General features: G+C 32.7%; 26 protein-coding genes and 1 pseudogene. 20 read left to right on the forward strand and 7 right to left on the reverse strand.

Annotated elements, in window-relative coordinates; translation table 11 throughout:
- Positions 1–28: 28 nt before the first annotated feature.
- The 3 genes from yaaA to dnaA form a co-directional block, all read right to left on the reverse strand.
- On the reverse strand, positions 29–235 hold the full coding sequence (yaaA, locus tag NBE98_RS01340; protein ID WP_250811591.1) for a S4 domain-containing protein YaaA: 207 nt from the start codon (positions 233–235) through the stop codon (positions 29–31).
- A 99-nt stretch (positions 236–334) separates the two neighbouring features.
- A complete protein-coding gene (gene dnaN, locus NBE98_RS01345; RefSeq protein WP_250811592.1) occupies positions 335–1,438 on the reverse strand; it encodes a DNA polymerase III subunit beta in 1,104 nt (367 codons plus the stop codon).
- A 257-nt stretch (positions 1,439–1,695) separates the two neighbouring features.
- Positions 1,696–3,045 (reverse strand): chromosomal replication initiator protein DnaA, encoded by a 1,350-nt coding sequence (gene dnaA / locus NBE98_RS01350; RefSeq protein WP_250811593.1) that lies wholly within the window; start codon positions 3,043–3,045, stop codon positions 1,696–1,698.
- Positions 3,046–3,648: 603 nt separating this feature from the next.
- Here dnaA and rpmH point away from each other — a divergent pair.
- The 13 genes from rpmH to NBE98_RS01415 all read left to right on the forward strand — a co-directional run bounded on the left by rpmH (position 3,649) and on the right by NBE98_RS01415 (position 13,595).
- Complete coding sequence (rpmH, locus tag NBE98_RS01355; protein ID WP_034572126.1) at positions 3,649–3,783, forward strand: 50S ribosomal protein L34; 135 nt, start codon at positions 3,649–3,651, stop codon at positions 3,781–3,783.
- A gap of 56 nt (positions 3,784–3,839) precedes the next feature.
- Complete coding sequence (gene rnpA, locus NBE98_RS01360) at positions 3,840–4,208, forward strand: ribonuclease P protein component (RefSeq protein ID WP_250811594.1); 369 nt, start codon at positions 3,840–3,842, stop codon at positions 4,206–4,208.
- Positions 4,171–4,419, forward strand: coding sequence for a membrane protein insertion efficiency factor YidD (gene yidD / locus NBE98_RS01365; RefSeq protein ID WP_250817425.1), 249 nt, complete (start codon positions 4,171–4,173; stop codon positions 4,417–4,419). The genes rnpA and yidD overlap by 38 nt, the downstream gene beginning before the upstream one ends.
- A 190-nt stretch (positions 4,420–4,609) precedes the next feature.
- A complete protein-coding gene (locus NBE98_RS01370) occupies positions 4,610–5,284 on the forward strand; it encodes a membrane protein insertase YidC (protein WP_250811595.1) in 675 nt (224 codons plus the stop codon).
- A 48-nt stretch (positions 5,285–5,332) separates the two neighbouring features.
- Complete coding sequence (jag, locus tag NBE98_RS01375; RefSeq protein WP_250811596.1) at positions 5,333–5,959, forward strand: RNA-binding cell elongation regulator Jag/EloR; 627 nt, start codon at positions 5,333–5,335, stop codon at positions 5,957–5,959.
- 72 nt (positions 5,960–6,031) lie between these two features.
- Positions 6,032–7,411 (forward strand): tRNA uridine-5-carboxymethylaminomethyl(34) synthesis GTPase MnmE, encoded by a 1,380-nt coding sequence (gene mnmE / locus NBE98_RS01380; protein ID WP_250811597.1) that lies wholly within the window; start codon positions 6,032–6,034, stop codon positions 7,409–7,411.
- 10 nt (positions 7,412–7,421) lie between these two features.
- Entirely contained in the window at positions 7,422–9,302 is a 1,881-nt protein-coding gene (gene mnmG, locus NBE98_RS01385; RefSeq protein WP_250811598.1) for a tRNA uridine-5-carboxymethylaminomethyl(34) synthesis enzyme MnmG, read from the forward strand.
- Between the two features lie 17 nt (positions 9,303–9,319).
- A complete protein-coding gene (gene rsmG / locus NBE98_RS01390) occupies positions 9,320–10,039 on the forward strand; it encodes a 16S rRNA (guanine(527)-N(7))-methyltransferase RsmG (RefSeq protein WP_250811604.1) in 720 nt (239 codons plus the stop codon).
- 109 nt (positions 10,040–10,148) lie between these two features.
- Positions 10,149–10,928, forward strand: a complete 780-nt coding sequence (gene noc / locus NBE98_RS01395) for a nucleoid occlusion protein (RefSeq protein ID WP_250811612.1) — start codon at positions 10,149–10,151, stop codon at positions 10,926–10,928.
- A 210-nt stretch (positions 10,929–11,138) separates the two neighbouring features.
- Entirely contained in the window at positions 11,139–11,909 is a 771-nt protein-coding gene (locus NBE98_RS01400; RefSeq protein WP_284703584.1) for a ParA family protein, read from the forward strand.
- Between the two features lie 3 nt (positions 11,910–11,912).
- On the forward strand, positions 11,913–12,755 hold the full coding sequence (locus NBE98_RS01405) for a ParB/RepB/Spo0J family partition protein (protein WP_250811614.1): 843 nt from the start codon (positions 11,913–11,915) through the stop codon (positions 12,753–12,755).
- A gap of 36 nt (positions 12,756–12,791) precedes the next feature.
- Entirely contained in the window at positions 12,792–13,292 is a 501-nt protein-coding gene (locus tag NBE98_RS01410; RefSeq protein WP_250811615.1) for a DUF4446 family protein, read from the forward strand.
- Positions 13,293–13,343: 51 nt separating this feature from the next.
- The gene (locus NBE98_RS01415; protein ID WP_250811617.1) at positions 13,344–13,595 is read left to right on the forward strand and encodes a YkuS family protein; all 252 of its coding nucleotides are present in this window, start codon (positions 13,344–13,346) and stop codon (positions 13,593–13,595) included.
- A 7-nt stretch (positions 13,596–13,602) separates the two neighbouring features.
- Here the strand turns inward: NBE98_RS01415 and yyaC are convergent, their stop codons facing one another.
- From yyaC to NBE98_RS01430, 3 genes are all read right to left on the reverse strand, one after another.
- A complete protein-coding gene (gene yyaC, locus NBE98_RS01420) occupies positions 13,603–14,205 on the reverse strand; it encodes a spore protease YyaC (RefSeq protein ID WP_250811619.1) in 603 nt (200 codons plus the stop codon).
- Positions 14,206–14,279: 74 nt separating this feature from the next.
- A complete protein-coding gene (gene ytvI / locus NBE98_RS01425) occupies positions 14,280–15,332 on the reverse strand; it encodes a sporulation integral membrane protein YtvI (RefSeq protein ID WP_250811621.1) in 1,053 nt (350 codons plus the stop codon).
- A gap of 5 nt (positions 15,333–15,337) precedes the next feature.
- Positions 15,338–16,492, reverse strand: a complete 1,155-nt coding sequence (locus NBE98_RS01430; RefSeq protein ID WP_250811624.1) for an aminotransferase class V-fold PLP-dependent enzyme — start codon at positions 16,490–16,492, stop codon at positions 15,338–15,340.
- 245 nt (positions 16,493–16,737) lie between these two features.
- Between NBE98_RS01430 and yedF the strand changes: the two genes are divergently transcribed.
- Entirely contained in the window at positions 16,738–17,316 is a 579-nt protein-coding gene (gene yedF, locus NBE98_RS01435; protein WP_250811625.1) for a sulfurtransferase-like selenium metabolism protein YedF, read from the forward strand.
- 36 nt (positions 17,317–17,352) lie between these two features.
- On the forward strand, positions 17,353–17,607 hold the full coding sequence (locus NBE98_RS01440; RefSeq protein WP_250811629.1) for a putative Se/S carrier protein: 255 nt from the start codon (positions 17,353–17,355) through the stop codon (positions 17,605–17,607).
- 141 nt (positions 17,608–17,748) lie between these two features.
- Here the strand turns inward: NBE98_RS01440 and NBE98_RS01445 are convergent.
- Positions 17,749–18,960 (reverse strand): annotated as a pseudogene (locus NBE98_RS01445) (SulP family inorganic anion transporter); the annotation flags it as partial.
- Positions 18,961–19,119: 159 nt separating this feature from the next.
- Between NBE98_RS01445 and NBE98_RS01450 the strand changes: the two are divergent.
- The 5 genes from NBE98_RS01450 (at position 19,120) to rpsR (ending at position 21,415) form a co-directional block, all read left to right on the forward strand.
- Positions 19,120–20,004: a mechanosensitive ion channel family protein gene (locus NBE98_RS01450; RefSeq protein WP_432432660.1), complete on the forward strand. Its 885-nt coding sequence runs from the start codon at positions 19,120–19,122 to the stop codon at positions 20,002–20,004.
- A 35-nt stretch (positions 20,005–20,039) separates the two neighbouring features.
- Positions 20,040–20,246 (forward strand): DUF951 domain-containing protein, encoded by a 207-nt coding sequence (locus NBE98_RS01455; protein WP_250811631.1) that lies wholly within the window; start codon positions 20,040–20,042, stop codon positions 20,244–20,246.
- Positions 20,247–20,335: 89 nt separating this feature from the next.
- The gene (gene rpsF / locus NBE98_RS01460) at positions 20,336–20,623 is read left to right on the forward strand and encodes a 30S ribosomal protein S6 (protein WP_250811632.1); all 288 of its coding nucleotides are present in this window, start codon (positions 20,336–20,338) and stop codon (positions 20,621–20,623) included.
- A 12-nt stretch (positions 20,624–20,635) separates the two neighbouring features.
- Positions 20,636–21,100, forward strand: a complete 465-nt coding sequence (locus tag NBE98_RS01465) for a single-stranded DNA-binding protein (RefSeq protein WP_250811633.1) — start codon at positions 20,636–20,638, stop codon at positions 21,098–21,100.
- Positions 21,101–21,199: 99 nt separating this feature from the next.
- Complete coding sequence (rpsR, locus tag NBE98_RS01470) at positions 21,200–21,415, forward strand: 30S ribosomal protein S18 (protein ID WP_432432675.1); 216 nt, start codon at positions 21,200–21,202, stop codon at positions 21,413–21,415.
- The last annotated feature ends 18 nt before the right edge of the window (positions 21,416–21,433 follow it).

Genomic DNA, 21,433 nt, shown 5'->3' on the forward strand with positions numbered 1-21,433 from the left:
ATATTATAACATAAAAACCTTTAAAAACTTAAATAATTTTATAGCTTTTGCCCTCAAATTCTACAATATCGCCTTTATAAAGCTTTTTCCCTCTTTGAAGTTCTATACTTCCGTTAACCTTTATTTGGCCTTCCTGAATATAAAACTTAGCTTCTGTTCCCATTGTTGCAATACTAGCCCATTTTAGGAAGGAATCTAATTTTATCATTTCTGTATTTATTTTTACCTCTGTCATGTACATTCATCCTTTCAAGTTCGTTATAAATAAAACAAGGGATAATACACTGATAAAAATTTAACCAGTATATAGTATCCCCTTTTAGTTAATTTTCATTTAGTTTCCAACAAATCTTACTGGCAGCACTAGATAAGTGCAATTATTTTTATCTTTGTTTTTTACAACACAAGGACTTACACTACTTGTAAGTTCAAGCATAATTTCTTCTTCGTCTATAATTTTGAATACATCTATTAAAAATCTTGCGTTGAATGCAATTTTTAAAGGTTCACCTTGCATAATTACATTCAACTCTTCTCTAGCTTTTCCCAATTGAGAATCAGAAGTTATAATTATTTGATCGTCTTTAATATCAAGCTTGATAAGGTTAGTGTTTCCTTCCTTAGCCATAAGTGAAGCTCTTTCGATACAATCTAAAAATTCGTTTCGTTTAACTGTAACTTTTAAGTTATACTCGTCAGGTATGATTGAGTTGTAGTTAATAAACTCACCTTCAAGAAGTCTCGAAATCATCTTCGTGTCTCCAAGATTGAAAAGAATGTGGTTGGGAGTGAAGGTAATGTTTACTGATTCCTCTGTATCATCAAAAATCTTAGAAACTTCATTAAGTGTTTTTCCTGGAATTACAGCACTTATAGTGTTATCATTGTCAACTTGTTCACTTCTTAAAGCAAGTCTTAATCCGTCAAGTGCAACAAGATTAAGCTTTCCGTCTTTTATTTCAAACTTAACTCCAGTAAGTATTGGTCTTATTTCATCCTGAGCTGTAGCAAAAATAGTTCCTCTAATCATGTTTTTAAGAAGTTTTTGAGAAACAGCAAAAAGCATATTTTCATTTATCTTCGGTAGACTAGGGAATTCATCAGGGCTCATATATTTAAGCACTGCCTTTGATTTTTGACAAATTACTTCAAGAGAGCTGTTTTCAATGGTTTCAATTTGAACTTCTGCATTAGGAAGCTTTTTAATAAGCTCACCAAAAAGCTTAGAGTCAACAACAATGCTGCCTTCTTCTAAAACATCAACTTGAATCTTTGTTTCTATACTTAAATCTATGTCAGATCCTATAAGTGTTAGTTCACCACTTTTAGCAATTAAAAGTATTCCTTCTAATATGGTCATTGTAGACTTTCCAGTTACAGCCTTTTGCACTGTAGATATAGCTTCTTGTAATTTGCTTTTTTCGCATATAAACTTCATCTTATCCGCTCCTTTTATTCACAGAGATTTTTCTTTAGATAGATTAGATAGATAATAAAATATTTAGTAACAGTAGTAGTAGGGGCTGTTTATATGTGGATAACCACTTCCAGCCTTAGAAAACACTCTTAAATTAAGTAAAAATAATTGTGGATAAGTAAATCAAATTATTTATACTTTATCCACATTGTTATAAACATTTAAGTATTTATTTTTTATCCACAGGTTAAAACTAAACAATTAAAAACAAGTGTTAGTTATTTTTGCTGTATCTTTTTAGTTATATCATTTATGGCCTCTTGCAAGCTTTCATCTTCTTTAAGATTTTCATTAATTTTTTCGTAAGCATGTATTACTGTTGTATGATCTCTGCCTCCAAATTCTTCACCTATCTTAGGAAGAGAGGTATCTGTAAGCTTTCTGCAAAGATACATAGCTACTTGTCTTGGGAAGGCAACATTTCTTGTTCTTCTTTGAGACTTAAAGTCTTCAATTCTAAGATTGTAGTAGCTTGAGACTACATCTTGTATAAGTTCTATAGTAACGTGCTTGCTTTGCTTGTTTGAAATTATGTCTTTCAAGGCTTCAGCAGCTAAATCTACTGTAATTTCTTTATTAGTTAAAGAAGAATAAGCAACAATTCTTATAAGTGCGCCTTCAAGCTCTCTTATATTGGACTTTATTTTAGTTGCTATATAAACCATAACGTCATTTGAAACGTTTATGCCTTCAACATCTGCTTTCTTCTTTAATATTGCAATTCTTGTCTCAAAATCTGGGGGTTGGATATCTGCTATTAAACCCCATTCGAACCTGGATCTAAGCCTATCCTCTAGTGTAGGAATCTCCTTAGGAGGTCTGTCACTTGAGAGAATTATCTGCTTGTTTGCATCATGCAGTGCATTGAAAGTATGGAAAAACTCCTGTTGTGTAGCATCTTTTCCAGCAATAAATTGAATATCATCTATTAATAGTACATCTACATTTCTATATTTATTTCTAAAGTCTTCGTTTTTATCATCCTTAATAGAATTAATAAGTTCGTTTGTAAATTTTTCTGATGATACGTAAACTACCTTTGACTTAGAGTTATTTTCAAGAATGTAGTGGCCGATAGCATGCATTAAGTGAGTCTTTCCTAGCCCTACACCCCCATAAATAAATAGTGGATTATATGCTTTGGCTGGAGACTCTGCAACGGCTAAAGAAGCTGCATGGGCAAATCTGTTACTATTACCTATAACGAAGGAATTAAATGTATACTTAGGATTTAATGTTGCATACATATCATCGCTTGCTGTAACTACAGATTTTGATTCCCTCTTGTTTTTCTTTTCATCTAGATCCGCGCTTTCCTCTGAAGCAATAGTAAATTCTATCCTATATCTTTTAGAAGAAACTATTTTTAGAGCATTAATAAGAAGATCCTCATATCTAGTTTCTAATATTTCTTTCGTGAAATTATTAGGAACGCCTAATTTAAGAGTATCATTGCTTATAGACAGAGGAACAGCACTCTTTATCCATGTGTTAAAGCTTACTTCTGACATTTCGCCCTTCATTATATTTAAGGTTTTTTCCCAAAGTTCTTTGTGTCCGCCATCCATCTTTTATCCTCCAGTAGAAATATAAAAAAATAATTTTTAACTAGAAAAATAATAATCCACAGCTTTATAAGTATAGTTAAACGTACTTTATAATTTGTTGACAAATGTTGAAAAAAATATTCACATGTAAATAACATTGTTGATTATTTTTGAAATCAGAAGTTATTAACAATGTGAAGAATATTTTATATTAACATTATACACTATGAATAAAACTATATATTTAGCTAAAAATATAGGACGTTGAGTAGAATATCCAAATGTATTTAACAAGTTATGCACAAAGTTATCAACAGGTGTGGATAACTTGTCACATTTTTAAATTATTCACAGTCCTTTATCTATAATATCAAAACAACATAAGCTATTCAAGAAGTTATCCACAAAAAATGTGTAGAAATATAAAAAATATCAACAAGACTGTTATTCTTGACAGAAATAGCGTTGAAATATATAATTTAATAGTAAAACTTTAAGGTCTGTAAAAAATTTGATAAATGTGGATATAATTAAATATAATCCAACAGGCGTTATTTTTTAAGTTTTATTTAGGTAGTAAGAAATTTGCTATACATATTCAGAGTAGAAGGGGGTGTAGCACAGATGTTCATGACTTATCAACCAAAAAAGAAACAAAGAAAGAAAGAGCATGGCTTCAGAAAGAGAATGGCTTCTCAAGGTGGAAGAAACGTTCTTAAGAGAAGAAGAGCAAAAGGAAGAAAAAGATTGACAGCATAAGGCCGCTTTAGTGGCCTTTTTCTGTAATTGCAGAAAAAAAGGAGCAAAATGCCACTATGAAGGAAGAGAAGATAAGAAAAAATATAGAGTTTCGAACTGTTTACAGAAGAGGCAAATCTTTTTCTAATCAATTGTTAGTTCTTTATATCTTTAAGAATAAGAAAGAAATTAATAGAGTTGGAATATCCGTCAGTAAAAAAGTAGGTAAGAGTGTAATTAGAAGCAGAGTTAAGAGGCTTATTAGTGAAAGCTACAGGCTTAATAATAATAGCATAAAAAAAGGTTATGATTTAGTATTTATAGCAAGAGTAGCTTCAAATGATAAAAGCTACTTTGAAATTGAGAAGTCTTTAAAAAATCTGTTCAAAAAGGCAGGTTTATTAATTGATGAAAAAACTGTTGATTCTAATAATCAAATTTTATAGAAGGTTTCTTTCGCCTGTAAAGGGATTATTGCTTCATGTTTTCTCACCAACCTCAGGGGAACATGCTGGCTGTAGATTTTATCCAACTTGTTCTCAGTATGCAATAGAGGCTATAGAAAAGTATGGTGCTTTAAAGGGCAGCTTTATGGCTGCTAAAAGAATTTTAAGATGTAATCCTTTTAATAAGGGTGGATATGATCCGGTTAGATAGATATCTAAAATTAATGCAGTGCAACAAGTTAAAAATATAAAAATATAAAAATATAAAAATATAAGAAGTTAAGAATATTTCTTTATAAAAAGATAACTTGTTATCTTTTTATATATTTTTATATTTATATGGTTACAGTATAATGGTTGCAAATGCTCATACAACAATAAAACTACTAGGAGGGTATGATTTGAACTTTTTAAATGTTGGTTTGGAAAGGTTTTTTAACTTTATACATAGCGGCGTGTATGCAATAATACATAATGTTAATGTATCTTACGGGTTGGCTATAATTTTATTTACCATTATAGTTAGAATAATTTTACTTCCATTAAATATAAAGCAGACAAGATCACAGGTTAGAATGCAAGAAATTCAACCTGAGGTTAAGAAGCTTCAGGAAAAATATAAAAATGATCCACAAAAATCCCAGCAGGAAATGATGAAGCTTTATAAAGATAAGGGAGTTAATCCTATGGGAGGCTGCCTGCCTTTAATAGTCCAACTTCCTATATTATGGGCGCTTTTCTATGTATTTAGAAACATTAAACCAATAGACCCTGCAACAGGTCAGGCTGTTACTGTTTCATTTTTATGGCTAAAGAATCTATTTGACTATGACCCATTATTTATCCTTCCTATACTTTCAGGTTTAACAACCTACTTGTCTTCACGTATGATGACACCAGCAGCAGATAGTGCTCAAGCAAAGCAGACAAGTACCATGAATATAGGTATGTCAATATTTATGGTGTTCATGGCATGGAAATTTACAGCTGCTCTTGTTTTATACTGGGTAGTTAATAACTTAATTCAAATGGGCCAGACTGTTCTTATGAAGAGATTAGATGCAAAGCGAGATTAAGCTTAAGCTATAAATTATTTTTAAAATAGGAAGGCGGGTGTCTTGGGTATGAAAATTATTGAAATGACTGGTAGAACTGTTGAAGAAGCTATAAAAAATGCCTTGCAGGAATTGAAGCTTACTGAAGATAAAATTGAAGTTGAAGTTCTAGACGAAGGCAGTAAGGGTTTGTTCAAATTAATAGGTGCAAAACCAGCAAGAATAAGAGTAAAAGTTAAAAGAGATTACATTTACGAAGCAAAGAACTTCTTAAGAGATGTATTAAATACGATGGGGATTAAAGCTGAAATTAGAATAAAAGAAGAGGCTGATACTGTAAATATTACAATGACAGGTCCTGATATGGGCATTCTCATTGGTTACAGGGGGGAGACTCTAGATTCTCTTCAGTACTTAGTTAGTCTTGTTGTAAACAAGGGACATGAAACAGCTTATAAGAGAGTTGTTTTAGATACAGAGAACTATAGATCAAAGAGAGAAGAAACCTTAAAGAGACTCGCTCAAAAGGTTGCTGGTACAGTTAGAAGGACAGGAAAGCTCATAAGGCTTGAGCCTATGAATCCTTATGAAAGAAGAGTAATACATTCTGCCCTTCAAGATGACCGTTATGTCCAAACACATAGTGAAGGCGATGAGCCCTACAGAAGAGTTGTTATCGACTTAAAGAAAGCCTAAGGGCTTTCTTTTTTCGTTTTTTAGGATATAATAATAAAAAGTACAAAACAAAATTGAATGGTGGTGAAACAAATGAAGGAATTTGATACTATTGCTGCTGTTGCCACAAGTCTTGGAGAAAGTGGCATAGCAATAATTAGAGTTTCTGGTAAGGATTCTTTAGAATTGGTTTCGTCTATTTTTAGAGGAAAAGATAATAGGGGTCTTGAAGATATAAAGAGCTATACTATGAGGTATGGCCATGTTATAGATAGAGAAAGTTCTGAGGTTATTGATGAAGTTATAGTAAGCTTCATGAAAGGGCCTAAAAGTTTTACAGCAGAGGATACTGTAGAAATTAACTGTCATGGTGGAGTTATAGCTACAAATAGGGTATTAGAGGAAGTTATTAAAGCAGGTGCAAGACTCGCAGAACCCGGAGAATTTACAAAGAGAGCCTTTTTAAATGGAAGAATTGACTTAAGCCAGGCAGAGGCAGTTATAGATATTATAAGAGCAAAAACTGAGCTTTCTATGAAGTCTGCATTAGCACAGTCAGAGGGCAGGATTTCCCGGGAAATCAAGACTTTAAGACATAAGCTCTTAGGAATAATTGCTCATATTGAGGCAACAGTAGACTATCCTGAAGAGGATTTGGAGGAAACTACCTCAGTCATTACTTCGTCACAATTAAATAGCGTTCTCAAAGAAATTGAGAAGCTTTTAAGCTCTGCAAATGAAGGAAAAATATTAAGAGAAGGCTTGGATACAGTTATAGTTGGTAAACCAAATGTTGGTAAGTCCTCTTTGTTAAATGCACTTTTAATGGAAACTAGGGCTATTGTTACGGATATACCAGGAACTACTAGAGATGTTATAGAAGAATATATCAATCTTGACGGTGTTCCTGTAAAGATTATAGATACTGCTGGTATAAGAGAAACTCAGGATATTGTTGAGAAAATTGGTGTTGAAAAATCAAAGGAAAAGATAAATGAGGCAGACCTTATTATACTAATGCTTGATTTAAGTAGAGAACTAGATACTGAAGATATAGAAATCCTTGATTATATCAAGGATAGAAAGTATATAGTTTTATTAAATAAAAGCGACCTTCCAAGCAAGCTTGATAGGAGTAAGCTTGAAGCTTTAAAATCCGAGCTTATTATTGAGCTTTCAGCTAAAACTGGAGAGGGTATAGATAAATTAAAGGATGCTATTAAATCATTATTCTTTAGTGGTGAAGTTTCCTCTAAGGATGCTATGATAACAAATGCTAGGCATAAGCAGGCATTAATCAGAGCAAGAGAGGGATGTGCTGCTGCGATTGAAGCACTAAAAAATACTTCTGCTATAGATTTAGCTTCGATTGACGCTAGAGATGCGTGGATGAGTCTCGGAGAAATAACAGGAGAAACCTTGGAAGAAGATATAATAGATAAGATATTCTCAGAATTTTGTATTGGAAAGTAGTGGTGAGATTATGAAATATATTGCAGAACAATTTGATGTAGTGGTTATAGGAGCAGGTCATGCAGGCTGTGAAGCTGGATTAGCTTCAGCAAGACTTGGTTTAAAAACACTTGTTTTAGCTATGAATTTAGATAGCGTTGCTCTAATGCCTTGTAATCCTAATATAGGAGGAACCTCAAAGGGACATTTGGTGCGTGAAATTGATGCTCTTGGCGGAGAAATGGGTATTAACATAGATAACAGTTATATTCAGTCAAGAATGTTAAACACCTCAAAGGGCCCGGCTGTTCACTCCCTAAGAGTTCAAGCTGATAAGAAAAAATATCAATTTAGAATGAAACATATATTAGAAAAACAAGAAAACTTATATTTAAGACAGCTTGAAGCAATTGATATAGAGGTTGAAGAGGGCAAAATTAAAGGTGTTTTAACTAAAAATGGAGCGTATTTTCCTTGCAAAACTGTAGTGCTTGCTAGTGGAACTTATCTTAAAGGAAGAGTTATTATAGGTGAAATTGACTACAGCAGTGGGCCAAATGGTTTATTTCCAGCTAATGAGCTTTCAGAAAACCTAATGAGACTTGGAATAAGCCTACGAAGGTTTAAAACTGGAACTCCAGTACGAGTAAACAGGAGATCTATAGATTTTTCAAATATGATAGAGCAACCAGGGGATGAAAAAGTAGTTCCATTCTCCTTTTTAAATGAAAATATTGAAAGAGAACAGGTTTCATGTTATTTAACTTATACAAACCAAGAAACTCACAATGTTATAAGGGAAAATATTCACCGTTCCCCGATGTACAATGGAACAATTGAAGGAGTTGGACCTAGATATTGTCCGTCAATAGAAGATAAAGTAATGAGATTCCCTGAAAAGGTACAGCATCAGGTGTTTATTGAACCAGAAGGAGAAGATACAGAGGAACTTTATGTTCAAGGTATGTCAACATCTCTTCCAGAAGAAGTACAGTTAAAGATGCTTAGGACTATTAAGGGTCTCGAAAATGTTGAGATAATGAGAACAGGTTATGCAATTGAGTATGATTGTTTAGATCCTCTTCAGTTAAAGCCTACGCTTGAATTGAAGAGCATAGAGGGACTATTTAGTGCTGGACAAATGAACGGAAGCTCGGGATATGAGGAAGCCGCGGCACAAGGACTTATAGCAGGAATAAATGCTGCTTTAAAAATTAAGGGAGAAGAACCTTTGGTATTAAGCAGAAGCGATGCATATATTGGAGTGCTTATTGATGACCTAGTAACTAAAGGAACTTCTGAACCTTATAGAATGATGACTTCGCGTTCAGAATACAGGCTTTTACTAAGGCAGGATAACGCTGACCTAAGATTAACTGAAATGGGATATAGAGTAGGTTTGGTTACAGAAGATAGATATCAGCGTTATATTGAGCGAAAGCAGGCAATTGATAGTGAACTTGAAAGATTAAAGGGTGTTCAAATTACAAATAAGAGAGAAGTCAATGAATTTCTAGCAACACTGGATTCTGCTGAACTTAAGAAGCCTACAAGCCTTTATGAGCTTATTAAGAGGACAGAGCTTGATTATTATCTTGTTGCGCCATTGGATGTTGATAGGTCAGAACTTAGAAGAGATGTTCAAGAGCAGGTAAATATAATTTCCAAATATGAAGGATATATTGAGAAGCAGTTGGAGCAGGTAGAGCAATTTAAAAAATTTGAAAAGAAGCTTATACCTACTGATATAAATTATGATGAGGTTTATGGTCTTCGTACTGAGGCAAAGCAAAAGCTTAATCATATAAGACCAATAAGCATTGGGCAAGCATCTAGAATATCGGGTGTATCTCCAGCGGATATTTCTGTGTTACTTATTTATCTTGAACAGGGGTATGCAAAATTAACGTAAAGGGATGGAGAATAGTAATGGACTACTTTGATATTTTAAATGAAGCCTGTAGAAATGAGGGTTTATCTTTTGATGAGCAAAAGTATAATCAATTTATAAGATATAAAGATATGGTTAAGGAATGGAATGAAAAAATAAACTTAACTGCAATAACTGAAGACGAAGAAATAATTAAGAAGCACTTTATTGACTCTATAAAAGCTTTAAAGTCTACTGAGCTTAAGAATGCAAAAAAAATAATTGATGTGGGTACAGGGGCAGGGTTCCCTGGAATCCCATTAAAAATAGTTATACCTGAGCTAGAAGTAGTGCTTTTAGACTCTTTAAATAAAAGAGTAAATTTTTTAAATGAAGTTATAAATTCTTTAGGATTAAAAAACATAACTGCTGTTCATGGTAGGGCAGAAGATTTTGCAGCTAATCCAAGCTATAGAGAAAAATTTGATGCAGCAGTATCAAGAGCTGTAGCAAACCTTGCTGTACTTAGCGAATTTTGCATCCCTTTTGTAAAGGTTAATGGTTATTTTATAGCGCTTAAGGGACCTGCTGTTGAAGAGGAAATAAAAGCTGGAACTAAAGCGGTTGAAACTTTGGGTGGAACTATTAAAGATGTTATAGAAGTTCAGGTTGAAGGAACAGACTTGAATCATAATCTTGTAGTAGTAAAAAAGGTAAAAAATACACCTAAATCATATCCAAGAAAAGCTGGCACAGCAGCAAAAAAACCTATAAAATAGTAATAGGTGTAGTAATTTGTCATACGAAAACAATAGAAAAAAAGAAGGAATTTAAGGTTTTATACAGAATTTGTTAATATAAGGAAAACGTTAGAGGGATGAGGGCACTATGGAAAAAAGTATTTGTTATATATCTCCTGAACTTATTTCACCAAATATTTATCAGCCGAGAAAGCATTTCAATGAAGAAACTATTGAAGAATTAGCTCAATCAATCAGTGTGTATGGAATCATACAACCGCTTTCAGTTAGAAAGCTTGGTGGAGACAGGTATGAGCTAGTTGCTGGGGAAAGAAGGTTAAGAGCTGCTAAAAAGCTAGGCTTGTCGGAGGTTCCGGTTATATTAATAGATATAACTGACAAAGATTCTGCAGCAATAGCGCTTCTTGAAAATCTTCAAAGAGAGGATTTAAATTTTATGGAGGAAGCTGAAGCTTACTATAACTTAATAAAGGATCATGATTATACTCAAGAACAGCTTGCTGAAGTTATAGGAAAAAAACAATCTACTATTGCAAATAAGATCAGATTGTTAAAGCTTGATACTGAAGTTAGAGCAATATTACTTGAAAACAAGTTAACTGAAAGACATGCTAGAGCGTTACTTAAACTTCCTTCACCAGAACTTCAAGTTAAAATATTGAAGCTTGTTTTGGCTAAAAACCTTAACGTAAAAAAGACAGAAGAGTTAATTGAAAAAGAATTATTAAAGCTAACACATCAAGAAGTTGCAGCTGATGGTAAAAAGAGAATTAAGGGTGTATTTTCACCAAAGGTTTACATAAATACTGTAAGACAAGTTTTTGATAAGTATGGAATCAATGCCCAATATGCATCTAAGGATTTAGATGATTTTATTGAGATTACAGTAAAAATACCTAAAAAATAAAATGTTTCACGTGAAACATCTTAAGCAATGCTTAAGATGTTTTTTATGTTACAAGAAATTATTGATATATTTTTCTATCTTTCTCAAAGTTATTAGGTTATTTTTCAAATTATTAATGAATTCCACTTTTAAACACTTTAATAATTTATAATTAAACTATATAATAATATTATGGTTTTTAGTGAGTACACAAGAAAAAGGGGTGAAACTTTGAAAACAATATGTATTTTTAATCAAAAAGGCGGAGTTGGTAAGACAACAACGAATATTAACCTATGCTCCTACTTAGCTTTAGAAGGTTACAAGGTATTAGCTATAGATATGGACCCGCAGGGGAATACAACAAGTGGACTTGGTTTTGATAAGAGAAAAATTGATCAGTCAGTATACGATGTGCTAACATCAGATGTTAGTCTGAAGGATGTTATTAGAGAATGTCAGGTAGTTAATAATTTTTACTTAGCGCCATCTACAATGGAACTCGCTGGTGCAGAAGTAGAACTCATAGCTCAAGAGAAAAGAGAAAGTATTCTTAAAGATAAAATAGCTGAGTTAAAAGATGAATATGATTTTATATTTATAGATTGCCCGCCATCTCTAGGGTTCCTAACTATAAATGCGCTAAGCGCAGCTGACTCAGTACTCATTCCTATACAATGTGAATTTTATGCATTAGAAGGTGTTGGACAACTTATTAATACAATACAACTAGTTAAAAAGTCATTAAATAAAACCCTTGAAATTGAAGGGGTTATTCTTACAATGTACGATGCTAGAACTAATCTTTCTAATGAAGTTGTATCAGAAGTTAAAAAGTACTTTAAAGAAAAGGTGTATGATATAACCATTCCAAGAAATATTAGACTCGCAGAATGCCCAAGCTTTGGTTTACCTATTATGTTATACGATGATAAATGTAAAGGTGCAGAGTGTTATGAAAATTTAGCTAAAGAATTTTTAAAACGACAAAAGGGGGTATAAAGCTTGAGTAAAAAGTTTGGTTTGGGTAAGGGGCTCGGGGCATTAATACCTGAAGAAGAAAGCTCTATAGATGATAATGCAGTAATGAAAATAGAGATGAATTTGATAAAGGCTAACGAAAATCAACCTAGAAAAAACTTTGACGAAGAGAAGATTGAGCAATTAGCTGAATCAATAAAAGAACATGGTGTAGTACAGCCTATTGTGCTCAAAAAAGAAGGTAATACATATACAATAGTAGCAGGTGAAAGAAGATGGAGAGCTTCTAAAAGCATTGGGCTAAAGGAAATACCTGCTGTAGTAATGGATTTAACTGATAAACAGGTCTTAGAAATATCATTAATTGAAAATATCCAAAGAGAAGACTTAAATCCGATTGAAGAAGCTATTGCATATAGGAAGCTTATAGAAGAATTTGAGTTAACTCAAGAGGAATTAAGTAAAAGAATAGGTAAATCTAGAACTGCTGTTACTAACTGCCTAAGGCTTTTGAATCTAGATGAAAGAGTTCAAGATTACCTTATTGATGGAGTAATAACCGAAGGCCATGGAAGAACCTTGCTTGCAATTTTAGATAAGGATATTCAATACAGTTTTGCTCAAAAAATAATAGATGAAAGTCTGAATGTTAGAGATACTGAAAAGTTAATTAAGTCTCTTGGAAAAGAAAAAAAAGTTAACAAACAACAGCAAAATATTTATCATACAGATATTAAGGATAGGTTAGAAAATTATTTTGGAACAAAGGTATCTTTAGTTAGCAAGAAAAATAAAGGGAAAATTGAAATAGAATATTATTCTGAAGAAGATTTGCAAAGAATATTAGATATATTAGAATTGCAATAAGATGTTTCACGTGAAACATTTAGAAGGGAGAACATAATGGAAGAAATTATGAGTATATTAAATACTTTTCAGTCCTATATACTTATAGGATTAGCTGCGCTTGTAATAATTTTATTTATAATGATACTGGTTTTATTTAAATCTATCAGTAATCTTGAAAAAAGATATAGAAAGTTTATGCGAGGAGCAAGTAATAAAAACATAGAAGAGCTTATAGTAGGATATTTAGATAAAATTGATGAGGTTAAGAGTAACTCTGAAAAATTATCTATTTCTTATGAAGAATTAGATAAAAGAATTAAAGGTTGTATACAAAAAATATCTGTTGTGAGATACAGAGCATTTGATGATGTGGGAAGTGATTTAAGCTTTTCAATAGCATTGTTAGATGAGAATAGTAATGGTGTGATATTAACAGGAATATATGGAAGACATGCAAGTAATACCTATGCTAAGCCAATAGATAAAGGTATATCAAGATATGACTTGTCAGAAGAAGAACAACAAGTGCTAAACGAAGCTATGAATAAGCTTTAGAATAAAAAACCTCCTTTGTGGTAATAATACCTATAAAGGAGGTTTTTTTGTATGACAATATGCGTATCTGTTGACTTAAATTATATTAGAGATGAATTAATAAATAGAGGTTATCATATTGTATCCAATACTAATGTGCCCTGTGATGTTATTATATGTGATCTCAAAAATGGTGGATTAGTTAATTTAAATGTTCAAAGCAATGCAAAAAGAGAAGGGACACTAATAATTGATTCAGGGAGCAAAAATATAGATGAAATCGAATATATTTTAAACAACAGAGTATATAGTTCATTGTTTTAAAAAGTATTTATAGCTGTAATTCTAAGGTATCTACTGCTATTTTTTCACCTTCAAGTTTCCTGCCTCCAATAGATTTTAAAACAAAATGATAAATCCCTTTTGATATGACATCTGCTAATGTCATTACAGTATAAAGTCTAGTGTTTTGAAGTACCATAAACTCTAAGGTTCCAGATATATTAACTATTCCAGTTATGCTTAAATCTCCAACAGGAGGAAGATCCTTATTCATGGCAGCTCCGGGTGTTAGAGGCTTTTTTTCTACAAATATTTTTCCTATATTTTGAAGACTTCCAAGACATGCATCTATTGCAACTATATAGGGATTAGTATATTGAAGTTTAATTTCATCAATAATTTCACGCAGATTCTTAGCATGAACTGGATACTCTAAGTTCCCATATAGATGTATTCGGTCTCTAACTAAAAATCTAAGCTTATCCCCGACTAATGGTCCTAAGCTATCACCTGTAGACCTGTCAGTTCCTATACATAAAAAAACAATTGGTCTGTCCTCTTTTATAATAGGATATAATTCATTGCATAGAATATCTCTTAACTTAATGGCTGAGCCACTCTCTCTTGAATCTATACTAAGTTTATCGTTCAAATAAAAACACCTCCTATATGAAATTCTATCCATAAAGAAAGTGTTTTATACATAATTTGTAAAAAGATTAAAACCTATATTACATTAACTTTTTTAAATATAGTGTAAAATACTACAAGAAACATACAAAAGAACATTCCAGCAACTCCATTTGCCTTTAGACCAATAAATATTGCTGCAAGTACGGCTACCGGATGCAGCCCAAGAGAGGAAGAAAGTATTCTAGGCTCAAGGATTTGCCTTATAATAAATACTAAAGCATAAAGTATAAGAATACCAAACCCAAGAACAGGCTTTCCAGATATAAAGTGGAATATTGCTAGAGGTACATATACGCTGCCAACACCTAGAACAGGGAGTACATCAACAAAAGCAGAAACCACACTTAAAAGTACAGCATATTTTATTCCAAGAATTGAAAAACCAATTAAAGTTTCTAAAAAGGTACAAAATATAATAAAAGCATATGAGAATACATAACCACCAAGCATTTTTTTTGCTTCATTAACTATATGAAGCATTTTGCTGCTGTTTTCAGATGGTAGTATATGCAACATTTTATTTTTGGCAGATGTCATATCTCTTGTGAAAAAGTATGTTGCCAGTAAGGTAAATAGTATAACCATTATAATATACGGTACAGAACCAACAAAGTTAAGTACGCTTGATAAGATTACACCAGCAGTTGTCTTTGCTATATCTGGCAAGGTACTAATAGATTTTGTCAGGTTTTGTTCAATAGTTTGAGCTATAGTTGGATCTAAATTAGTATAATACTCTCTAACTATATCAAAGTACTTGTATAGAAGAGGAGTATTATTAGCAATATATACTTGAGCGTTTTTTCCTAATTGAACTAATTCCGTAATTAGAGAAGTTATTGCTACTGTTAGCAGTGAGGTTATAATTGCAAAGAATGTAATAACAGTAATAATAGATGCTAAAAAGTTTTTCATTTTGAACTTTTTTACTAAATATTTTGTTGGCCGCTGAAGTATCATTGCAAAAATGAAAGCTAGTACGAAAGGTAATGTGTACCCTAAAGTTTTGGCAAATACTATTATTGTAATAGTATAAAGAACAAAAAACACAATAAGCTTATCAAATTTTTCAAAGAGCTTTTCCAAAAGCTTCACTTCCTTTCTAAAATATTGTAAAGGCTATTTATGGCATAATTAATGTCACTTAATTCATTGAATGGTCCAAAGCTAAGGCGCAAAGTACCTTCAGGGAAGGTTCCAATAGTTTTATGAGCAAGAGGAGCACAGTGAAGGCCAGTTCTAGTCATAATTCCATACTCGTTATCTAAAATATAGCCAAGCTCAGCATTATTTATTCTCGTTGAATTGATAGAAATTGTAGCAGTCATATTCTTAGAATTTCTAGTGCCATATACAGCTACATCCTTCATATTAAGCACAGCATCTAAAAATTTCTGAGTTAGATATTCTTCTCTTTCTCTTACAGCTGCTATCCCTTCAGAATTTATATAATTGATTCCCTCAAGAAGCCCAGCAATACCAGGAGTATTCATAGTTCCGCTTTCAAATTTGTCAGGCAAAAAGGTAGGTTGAAGTATACTTTCTGAAAGACTTCCAGTTCCCCCTTCAATAAACACTTCAGCTTCCTGATTCAGTTCATCAGATATTAAAAAGCCTCCAATGCCTTGTGGAGCTAAGAGCCCTTTATGGCCAGTAAAAGCTAAAGCACTTAGATTAAGCTTATAAAAATCTAAAGGCACAACTCCTGCAGTTTGAGCACTATCGATTATAAAATAAACACCATGGCTCTTACATACTTTCCCTATAGCTTCTAAAGGCTGAATACTTCCAACAACATTAGAAGCATGTGACATTATAACGAGTTTTGTGTTACTTTTTATTTTGTTTTTAAATATTTCAACGTCTAAAATACCGTCTTTTGAACATTCCAGTATATCAACCTCAATATTTTTGCTGTTTTGAAGACTGCTAAGAGGTCTTAGAACAGAGTTATGTTCCATTGAGGTAGTAATAATATGCCAACCATCCTTTACGATGCTTTTTATAAGTATATTTAAGGAGGCTGTTATATTTGATGTAAATATAACATTTTCAATTTTATCAAAGCTAAATAAATTCATTAGAGCTTCTCTGCACTTAAAAACAACTCTGCTTCCTTCAAGAGAAGCTGCATGGCCGCCACGACCTGGGTTTGCACCAATATTCATCATATAGTTCATAACAGAAGAATATACAGCAGGAGGTTTTGGAAAGGTTGTAGCTGCATTGTCTAGATAAATTCTCATTATGTAAATCTCCTTTATCGATTGCAATTATTAAGAATACAAATACTACAATGGATGGATATTTGAAATACTAATAGTAGCTTTTATGAGTTATTTTATTTAAAATTAATCTGATATAATATAAAGTGTTATAAATAATAAACTATGGGAAAATATTCTGACATTATTATAAACCAAAAATTTAAGGTTGTATATGAAGTTTCAATTATATTAAGGTAAATTTAATAATACATGGAGGGTACAGAATGAACATGATAGATTGCAAAGGGCTAAGATGCCCACAGCCAGTTATAAATACTAAGAAATATTTTGATTCAATAGAAAAAGGTGAGGCAGAAGTTATAGTTGATAATGAGGTAGCTAAGAATAATATATCAAAGTTCTGCCAAAGTAATAATCTAAAATTTGCAGTAGATGAAAAAGAAGGACTTTATTACATTAAAATAACAAAAGAAGACTGTAATTGTGAAGTTATGGACTTTGATGATAAAAATTTAGTTATATTAGTTGCAAGTGATAAACTTGGAGAAGGTGATGATACCTTAGGTGCAACACTGATGAAAAGCTACATGTATGCTCTTTCTGAAAGCGATAAGCTTCCAACAGATTTATTGTTTTTAAATGGGGGAGTAAAGCTTGTAGCAGAAGGATCAGCGGTTTTAGATAGCTTAAATAAGCTTCAGGAAAGAGGAGTTAACATAGCAAGCTGTGGAATATGCTTAGACTACTATGGAATAAAGGAAAAATTAGCTGTTGGAGAGATAACAAATATGTATACTATAATAGAAAAGATGAACACAGCATCAAATACAATAAAGCTTTAAGCTATAGCTAAACAATAGAGGGGAGGAAAGCCCTAAATGGATAAATACTATATACTAACTTTTGAAAACACCCACAGTGCAATTAACGGAGAAAGTGTTTTAAAAGCTAATAATATTAAGGCAATCGTCATGCCTACACCAACCTTTGTAACTAAGAGCTGTGGCATAAGTCTTAGGCTCACTGAGGAAGAGGTAGAAAAGGTTAAGCCGCTTATAGCAGAGGAAAAGATTAAGGTTAAGTCAGCAATATTTAAAGATGGAAGTAATTTTAGAGAAGTTAAATTGTTTTAATTATAAACAAAAAAGGACTATATAGAAGTAGAATTTTAACATAAATTCTACTTCTATATAGTCCTTTTTATATTCAAATTATGCGGATTGTTTTTCTTGGGCTAAGTCTGAAACTCTAATTCCTTTATTATTAATAAACAATAGAACAAAGTGAAGCGCTATTCCAGTTGTTATAGCTGCTACTAGGTCTACTAAAACTGTTAAGCTAAAGGTCACTAGAAAAACTAAAGTATCGCCCTTTGATAAGGTAGAAAGTTTCTTGAAAAATTCCCATTCACCCATGTTATAAGATACAATTATTAATATTGCTGCCAGAGTAGTCATGGGAACAAGTTTCATATAAGGAAGAAATACAAGCATTATAAAAAATAAAGCTATTGAGTGAATTATTCCTGCCATAGGAGTTCTGCCGCCATTTTTCACATTAGCTGCTGTTCTCGCTATTGCACCTGTAACTGGAATTCCACCTAATAGAACAGAGAAAATATTAGCTGTTCCTTGAGCTACAAGCTCCATATTTGAACGATGATTGCCATCAACCATTCCATCTGCTACAACGGCTGAAAGCAAAGATTCAATACCAGCTAATACTGCTATAGTTATCCCAGGCATAAGTAGCTTGTACACTAATTCAGCGTTAATGTCTGGAAAGTTAAAGCTTGGAATTGATGCTGATATGGAACCAAAACGACTTCCTATGGTTTCAACATTAAGTTTAAATACCAGATTTATAATAGTTGAAATAATGATTGCTGCAAGTGTTCCAGGTATCTTATTAGTTATCTTTGGCCAAATTAAAATTATAAAAATTGAAATAATACCTATAAACAAAATCTTATAGTTCATAGTGGGAAGCGCTTTAATATATTCAACCCACTTTGGAATAAATTCAGAAGAAACCTTTTCTATGTTAAGACCTAAAAAGTCTTTAATCTGAGTAGAAAATATTGTTATAGCTATACCACTTGTAAAGCCTGTTACGATTGTATAAGGTATGTATTTTATAACATTTCCAAACCTTAAAAGCCCCATTAGTATTAAAATAATTCCAGCTATGAGTGTAGCTACTATTAGACCTTCAAAGCTGTATTTGCTTATAATTCCATATATAATTACAATAAAAGCTCCTGTTGGTCCTCCAATTTGAACTCTGCTTCCGCCTAAAAGAGATATAATAAAACCTCCTATAACTGCGGTATAAAGCCCTTTTTCAGGAGAAACACCAGAAGCTATTGCTAGAGCAATGGAAAGTGGAAAAGCTATTATTGCCACTATTAAACCAGCCACAAAGTCCTTTACGAACTGTTCCTTTGAATAATTTTTTAAGCAAGTAAATAATTTTGGAACAAACATGATTATGCCTCCCTACATAAAGATAATTAGTTTAAACCCATATAAAAGCATACCACTTTAGATTTTGTAGTACAAGTCAAGTTTATCCATTTGGAGGCATTTGGTTGAGTTAAAAGCTTATAATATGATAGAATTAGTAGGTAAAAGTTACAAAGGAGGATGGTGAGTTTGAATAATATATTTGATGCAGGTTTGGAGTTAAACAAGGGAGGTATCGGCATAGGAAATCTTAATATAACCTCGGAGCAGCTTACCTATGCATTAGTTAAGTTAATAAGAGTATCAGCAATAATTATATTGATGTATTTAGCAATAAAAATTGGAAGTACAATAATACACAAGTTCATGGAGAGGCAGAGAAAAAGCAATTTTAAATTCACCTTAAATGAAAAAAGAAGCAAGACTCTTGAGGCTATTTTAAAAAGCGTATTAAGATACGCAGTATATTTTTTTGGTATTGTAGCTATATTTTCACAGCTGTTTAGCGCAATTACTTTAACCTTTGCAGGTATCGGAGGTGTGGCAATAGGTTTTGGAGCACAGAGTTTGGTCAAAGATATAATTAACGGTTTCTTTATACTGTTTGAAGATCAGTATGCTGTTGGAGATTATATAAATATAGAAGATAAGGGTGGTATTGTTGAGAGTATAGAGCTTAGGGTTACGAAAATAAGAGATTTTAACGGAGATCTTCACATAATACCTAATGGGCTAATTTCAAAGATTACAAATCATTCTCGAGGCAATGCAAGGGTCTTAGTAGATGTTGATATTGCTTATGAGGAAGATGTTGATAAGGCTATTGAGGTTTTATCAGGTGTCTGTGAGGCTTTTAAAAACAGCAGCGAGAATATGGTGGAAGGACCTAAAGTTGTAGGGGTTACTGCTTTAAAGGACAACGGGTTAACCCTAAGGCTTGTTGGCAAAGCTAAACCACTAACAAACTTTGACTGCGAAGTAGCCCTTAGAAAAGAAATTAAGAAGGCCTTAACAAGAGAAAATATTGAAATACCTTATCCAAAAAGAGTTTATATGCAGAAGTAAAGTTAAGTTCTAATATGTAATAGGAGGAAATGATTGTGGCAAAAGTATTTTACCTAGGTGATATAGTGGAAATGAAAAAAGTTCATCCTTGTGGCAGCAAGAACTGGGAAGTTGTGAGACTAGGCGCAGATATTAAAATAAAGTGCTGTGGTTGCGGCAGGCTAATTATGCTTGAGAGAAGCAAATTTGAAAAAGATGTTAAAAAAATAATTAAACAGAATATTCCTGAAGAAAATGCTTGATTTAATGAATAATTAAGCTTATAATTATTATTTGTAGTCCCTGCCGTGAAAATCACGGCCGTTAGTCCAGAGGGAGGAGGTGAAATCTAATGAGAAAGTATGAAACTATATTCATATTACACCCATCATTAGACGAGGAAGCTGTTAAAGCTAACATTGAAAAGTTTAAAGGTGTAATAGAGAATGGTGGAGGAACTATTGATAATGTTGATTTCTGGGGTAAGAGAAAGCTTGCTTACGAAATAAACAAAATCAATGAAGGTTTCTATACTCTTGTAAACTTCAGTGCAAATTCAGACTTACCTAAAGAATTAGACAGAGTCTTCAGAATTACTGATGGTGTTATAAGACATATCATAATCAAAGAAGAGAAATAGGTGGTGTTTTAAGTGAATAAAGTAGTTTTAATTGGTAGACTTACTAAGGATCCGGAGCTTAAATTTACTCCAGGAACCGGAACTGCTGTTGCCACCTTTACTTTGGCTGTTGATAGGAGACTTCCTAACAAAAACGGTCAAAGAGAAGCTGACTTTGTACCAATAGTTGTTTGGGGAAAGCAGGCTGAATCTACAGCTAATTACATGAGCAAAGGAAAGCTTATGGGGGTTAGCGGTAGAATACAGACTAGATCCTACGACGCTAAAGATGGTAGTAAAAGATATGTTACAGAGATAGTTGCTGAGGAAGTACAATTCCTTGAGTGGGGTAATGGAAACGGAAGCCAAGGCGGAAGTCCACAACCTAACAGAGCAGCATCACAACAAGGTAATTCAGGTTTTCCAGGAATGGACTTTAGTGGGTCCATTTATGAAGATGAAATGACTCCAGTTGATGATGGAGACATTCCGTTCTAATTTTAAAAATAGGTAAGGAGGGAAGAAAAAATGCCAAGAGATAACGCAAGAGACAATGGTAGAGATGGAAAAGATTTTGGTAAAAGAGGCGGCTCAAGAATGAGAAGAGCTAGAAAGAAAGTTTGTGCTTTCTGCTCTGATAAAGCTACTCATATAGATTACAAAGATGTAATGAAGCTAAGAAAGTACGTTACTGAAAGAGGAAAGATTCTTCCAAGAAGAATTTCCGGTAACTGTGCTAAGCACCAAAGAGCGCTTACTCAAGCAATCAAGGTTGCTAGAAACATAGCTTTACTACCATTCACAACAGAATAATATTTGTTGTTTAAGGCT

The sequence above is a fragment of the Clostridium swellfunianum genome (genome assembly GCF_023656515.1).
Lineage (GTDB): Bacteria > Bacillota > Clostridia > Clostridiales > Clostridiaceae > Clostridium_AT > Clostridium_AT swellfunianum.

What these genes read in the sequence shown, in the direction of transcription:
- yaaA (WP_250811591.1), bottom strand. Translation starts at nt 235, where the DNA reads ATGACAGAGGTAAAAATAAATACAGAAATGATAAAATTAGATTCCTTC.
- dnaN (WP_250811592.1), bottom strand. Translation starts at nt 1,438, where the DNA reads ATGAAGTTTATATGCGAAAAAAGCAAATTACAAGAAGCTATATCTACA.
- dnaA (WP_250811593.1), bottom strand. Translation starts at nt 3,045, where the DNA reads ATGGATGGCGGACACAAAGAACTTTGGGAAAAAACCTTAAATATAATG.
- rpmH (WP_034572126.1), top strand. Translation starts at nt 3,649, where the DNA reads ATGTTCATGACTTATCAACCAAAAAAGAAACAAAGAAAGAAAGAGCAT.
- rnpA (WP_250811594.1), top strand. Translation starts at nt 3,840, where the DNA reads ATGAAGGAAGAGAAGATAAGAAAAAATATAGAGTTTCGAACTGTTTAC.
- yidD (WP_250817425.1), top strand. Translation starts at nt 4,171, where the DNA reads ATGAAAAAACTGTTGATTCTAATAATCAAATTTTATAGAAGGTTTCTT.
- jag (WP_250811596.1), top strand. Translation starts at nt 5,333, where the DNA reads ATGAAAATTATTGAAATGACTGGTAGAACTGTTGAAGAAGCTATAAAA.
- mnmE (WP_250811597.1), top strand. Translation starts at nt 6,032, where the DNA reads ATGAAGGAATTTGATACTATTGCTGCTGTTGCCACAAGTCTTGGAGAA.
- mnmG (WP_250811598.1), top strand. Translation starts at nt 7,422, where the DNA reads ATGAAATATATTGCAGAACAATTTGATGTAGTGGTTATAGGAGCAGGT.
- rsmG (WP_250811604.1), top strand. Translation starts at nt 9,320, where the DNA reads ATGGACTACTTTGATATTTTAAATGAAGCCTGTAGAAATGAGGGTTTA.
- noc (WP_250811612.1), top strand. Translation starts at nt 10,149, where the DNA reads ATGGAAAAAAGTATTTGTTATATATCTCCTGAACTTATTTCACCAAAT.
- NBE98_RS01410 (WP_250811615.1), top strand. Translation starts at nt 12,792, where the DNA reads ATGGAAGAAATTATGAGTATATTAAATACTTTTCAGTCCTATATACTT.
- NBE98_RS01415 (WP_250811617.1), top strand. Translation starts at nt 13,344, where the DNA reads ATGACAATATGCGTATCTGTTGACTTAAATTATATTAGAGATGAATTA.
- NBE98_RS01430 (WP_250811624.1), bottom strand. Translation starts at nt 16,492, where the DNA reads ATGAGAATTTATCTAGACAATGCAGCTACAACCTTTCCAAAACCTCCT.
- yedF (WP_250811625.1), top strand. Translation starts at nt 16,738, where the DNA reads ATGAACATGATAGATTGCAAAGGGCTAAGATGCCCACAGCCAGTTATA.
- NBE98_RS01440 (WP_250811629.1), top strand. Translation starts at nt 17,353, where the DNA reads ATGGATAAATACTATATACTAACTTTTGAAAACACCCACAGTGCAATT.
- NBE98_RS01450 (WP_432432660.1), top strand. Translation starts at nt 19,120, where the DNA reads ATGGTGAGTTTGAATAATATATTTGATGCAGGTTTGGAGTTAAACAAG.
- rpsF (WP_250811632.1), top strand. Translation starts at nt 20,336, where the DNA reads ATGAGAAAGTATGAAACTATATTCATATTACACCCATCATTAGACGAG.
- rpsR (WP_432432675.1), top strand. Translation starts at nt 21,200, where the DNA reads ATGAGAAGAGCTAGAAAGAAAGTTTGTGCTTTCTGCTCTGATAAAGCT.